This window comes from Halorubrum sp. SD612 (assembly GCF_002135005.1).
On the sequence record NZ_NEWI01000209.1, the window covers coordinates 1 to 3,762 of the forward strand.

Annotated in this window: 4 protein-coding genes; all 4 read left to right on the forward strand. The window is 67.3% G+C overall.

What is annotated here, in order from left to right:
* Window positions 1-281, forward strand: a 281-nt coding sequence (locus B9G38_RS15160) for a V-type ATPase subunit (protein ID WP_198945713.1), incomplete at its 5' end; no start/stop codon positions are given.
* Window positions 278-607 carry a V-type ATP synthase subunit F gene (locus B9G38_RS15165; RefSeq protein WP_006629423.1) on the forward strand — a complete coding sequence of 110 codons (330 nt, stop codon included), beginning with the start codon at window positions 278-280 and terminating at the stop codon, window positions 605-607. The genes B9G38_RS15160 and B9G38_RS15165, both read left to right, overlap by 4 nt.
* A gap of 1 nt (window position 608) precedes the next feature.
* Window positions 609-2,372: an ATP synthase subunit A gene (locus tag B9G38_RS15170; RefSeq protein ID WP_086220932.1), complete on the forward strand. Its 1,764-nt coding sequence runs from the start codon at window positions 609-611 to the stop codon at window positions 2,370-2,372.
* 2 nt (window positions 2,373-2,374) lie between these two features.
* On the forward strand, window positions 2,375-3,762 hold a 1,388-nt coding region (locus B9G38_RS15175; protein WP_086220933.1), incomplete at its 3' end, for a V-type ATP synthase subunit B.

Sequence of the window (3,762 nt, forward strand, 5' to 3'; positions counted from 1 at the left end):
TGGTCGAGTACATCGGCGACAGCCAGTACGGCGACGAGCTCGGCCCCGCGCTGCGCGAGCTCGAGGAGGCGGACAGCCTCATCGCGTTCGAACACGCGATCGACGCCGCGCTGTTGGCGTACGGCGACCGGCTCGGCACTATCCACCCGGTGTCGGTCACCCCGGTTATCTCCTACATCCTCGCGAAGGAGCGCGAGACGGAGAACATCCGGGCGATCGCCCGCGGCAAGGAGGCCGGCCTCTCGCCCGACGAGATCGAATCGGAGCTGGTGATAACATGAGCCAGGAGATAGCGGTCGTCGGCAGTCCGGAGTTCACGACCGGATTCCGCCTCGCCGGCGTTCGGGCGTTCGAGAACGTGCCGGACGACGAGAAGGACGAGAAGCTCGACGACGCCGTCGAGCGGACGCTCGACGACGAGGGCGTCGGCATCATCGTGATGCACGACGACGACCTCGACCACCTCTCGCGGGGGACCCGCGAGGCGGTCGAGGGCAGCATCGAACCGGTCCTCGTGACGCTTGGCGGCTCCGGCGCCGGGAGCGGCGGGCTGCGCGACCAGATCAAACGCGCCATCGGCATCGACCTGATGGAGGAAGACGACTAATATGAGCAAAGCAGACACAACCGACGCCGTCGAAGACAGCGGCGTCATCCAGAGCGTGAGCGGTCCGGTCGTGACCGCCCGCGATCTCAACGCCCGCATGAACGACGTCGTCTACGTCGGCGACGAAGGGCTCATGGGGGAAGTGATCGAGATCGAGGGCGACCTCACGACCGTTCAGGTGTACGAGGAGACCTCCGGCGTCGGCCCCGGCGAACCCGTGGAGAACACGGGCGAGCCGCTGTCGGTCGACCTCGGCCCGGGGATGCTGGACGCCATCTACGACGGCGTTCAGCGCCCCCTGGACGTGCTGGAGGGCAAGATGGGCAGTCCGTACCTCGACCGCGGGGTCGACGCGCCCGGCATCGACCTCGAAGAGGAGTGGGAGTTCGAGCCCGAGGTCGAGGAAGGCGACGTCGTCGAACCAGGCGACATCGTCGGCGTCGTCGAGGAGACGGTCACCATCGACCACAAGGTCATGGTGCCGCCGGACTACGAGGGCGGCGAAGTCGTCGCCGCCGAGGCCGGCAGCTTCGACGTCACCGAGACGGTCGTCGAACTGGACAACGGCGAGGAGGTCTCGATGCACCAGGAGTGGCCGGTGCGCGAGGCCCGCCCCGCCAACGACAAGAAGACGCCCCGGACGCCGCTGGTGTCCGGGCAGCGCATCCTCGACGGACTCTTCCCCATCGCGAAGGGCGGGACGGCCGCGATTCCCGGCCCGTTCGGCTCCGGGAAGACGGTCACGCAGCACCAGCTCGCGAAGTACGCCGACGCGGACATCATCGTCTACGTCGGCTGCGGCGAGCGCGGCAACGAGATGACCGAGGTCATCGAGGACTTCCCCGAGCTCGAGGACCCGGCCAACGGCAACCCGCTGATGGCCCGCACCTCGCTCATCGCGAACACCTCGAACATGCCGGTCGCGGCGCGTGAGTCCTGTATCTACACCGGGATCACGATCGCCGAGTACTACCGCGACATGGGGTACGACGTGGCGCTGATGGCCGACTCCACCTCGCGGTGGGCGGAGGCGATGCGCGAGATCTCCTCCCGGCTGGAGGAGATGCCCGGCGAGGAGGGGTACCCCGCGTACCTCGCCGCGCGCCTGGCGCAGTTCTACGAGCGCGCCGGCTACTTCGAGAACATCAACGGGACGGAGGGGTCCGTCTCGGCGATCGGCGCGGTGTCGCCGCCCGGCGGCGACTTCTCGGAGCCGGTCACGCAGAACACGCTGCGGATCGTGAAGACGTTCTGGGCGCTCGACGCGGACCTGGCGGAGCGGCGCCACTTCCCGTCGATCAACTGGAACGAGTCGTACTCGCTGTACAAGGACCAGCTCGACCCCTGGTTCGAGGACGAGGTCGCCGACGACTGGGCCGAGCGGCGCCAGTGGGCGGTCGACGTGCTCGACGAGGAGACGGAGCTGCAGGAGATCGTCCAGCTCGTCGGGAAGGACGCCCTGCCCGACGACCAGCAGCTCACCCTGGAGGTCGCGCGCTACCTGCGCGAGGCGTACCTCCAGCAGAACGCGTTCCACCCGGTCGACACGTTCTGTCCGCCGGAGAAGACGTACCTCATGCTGACGACGATCCAGACGTTCAACGACGAGGCGTTCGACGCGCTCGACGCCGGCGTCCCGGTCGAGGAGATCATCGACATCGAGTCGGCCCCGCGGATTAACCGTATCGGCGTCCAAGAGGACTACGAGGAGTACGTCGAGGATCTCAAGTCGGAGATCACCGAGGAGCTCCGGAGCCTCTACTGATCATGAAAGAGTATCAAACCATCACCGAGATCAGCGGCCCCCTCGTGTACGCCGAGGTCGACGAGGCGATCGGCTACGACGAGATCGTCGAGATCGAGACGGCACAGGGGGAGACGCTGCGCGGACAGGTGCTCGAATCCTCGGAGGACGTGGTCGCGATCCAGGTCTTCGAGGGCACCTCAGGCATCGACCGAGACGCGTCCGTTCGCTTCTTAGGCGAGACGATGAAGATGCCCGTCACCGAGGACCTCCTCGGGCGGGTGCTCGACGGCTCCGGCCGCCCGATCGACGACGGCCCGGAGATCGTTCCCGAGGAGCGACAGGACATCGTCGGCGCGGCGATCAACCCCTACTCCCGGGAGTACCCCGAGGAGTTCATCGAGACGGGTGTCTCCGCCATCGACGGGATGAACACCCTGGTTCGGGGTCAGAAGCTCCCGATCTTCTCCAGCTCCGGCCAGCCGCACAGCGAGCTGGCGATGCAGATCGCGCGGCAGGCCAGCGTGCCGGAGGAGGAGGGCGGCGACGACGAGGAGGGCTCCGAGTTCGCCGTCATCTTCGGCGCGATGGGGATCACCCAGGAGGAGGCCAACGAGTTCATGGAGGACTTCGAGCGCACCGGCGCACTGGAGCGCTCCGTGGTCTTCATGAACCTCGCGGACGACCCCGCCGTCGAGCGGACGGTCACGCCGCGGATGGTGCTCACCACGGCCGAGTACCTCGCCTTCGAGAAGGACTACCACGTCCTCGTCATCCTGACGGACATGACCAACTACTGCGAGGCGCTCCGCGAGATCGGGGCGGCCCGCGAGGAGGTGCCCGGCCGCCGCGGGTACCCCGGGTACATGTACACCGACCTGGCGCAGCTGTACGAGCGCGCGGGCCGGATCAAGGGCCGCGAGGGCTCGGTCACGCAGATCCCGATCCTCACGATGCCGGGCGACGACGACACTCACCCGATCCCGGACCTGACCGGGTACATCACGGAGGGGCAGATCTACGTCGACCCCGACCTCAACAGCCAGGGCCTCCAGCCGCCGATCAACGTCCTCCCCAGCCTGTCGCGGCTGATGGACGACGGGATCGGCGAGGGGCTCACCCGCGCCGACCACGCCGACGTGAAAGACCAGATGTTCGCGGCGTACGCGGAGGGTGAGGACCTCCGCGACCTCGTGAACATCGTCGGCCGGGAGGCGCTCTCGGAGCTCGACAACAAGTACCTCGACTTCGCGGACGCGTTCGAGTCCGAGTTCATCGACCAGGGCTTCGAGACGAACCGCGACATCGACGAGACGCTCTCGATCGGCTGGGACCTCCTCTCGATGCTGCCGAAGGACGCCCTCAACCGGATCGACGAGGAGTTCATCGAGGAGCACTACCGCGAGGACGA

Excerpts from the sequence above, each read along its gene's own strand:
- B9G38_RS15165 (WP_006629423.1), top strand. The coding sequence starts at position 278 with ATGAGCCAGGAGATAGCGGTCGTCGGCAGTCCGGAGTTCACGACCGGA.
- B9G38_RS15170 (WP_086220932.1), top strand. The coding sequence starts at position 609 with ATGAGCAAAGCAGACACAACCGACGCCGTCGAAGACAGCGGCGTCATC.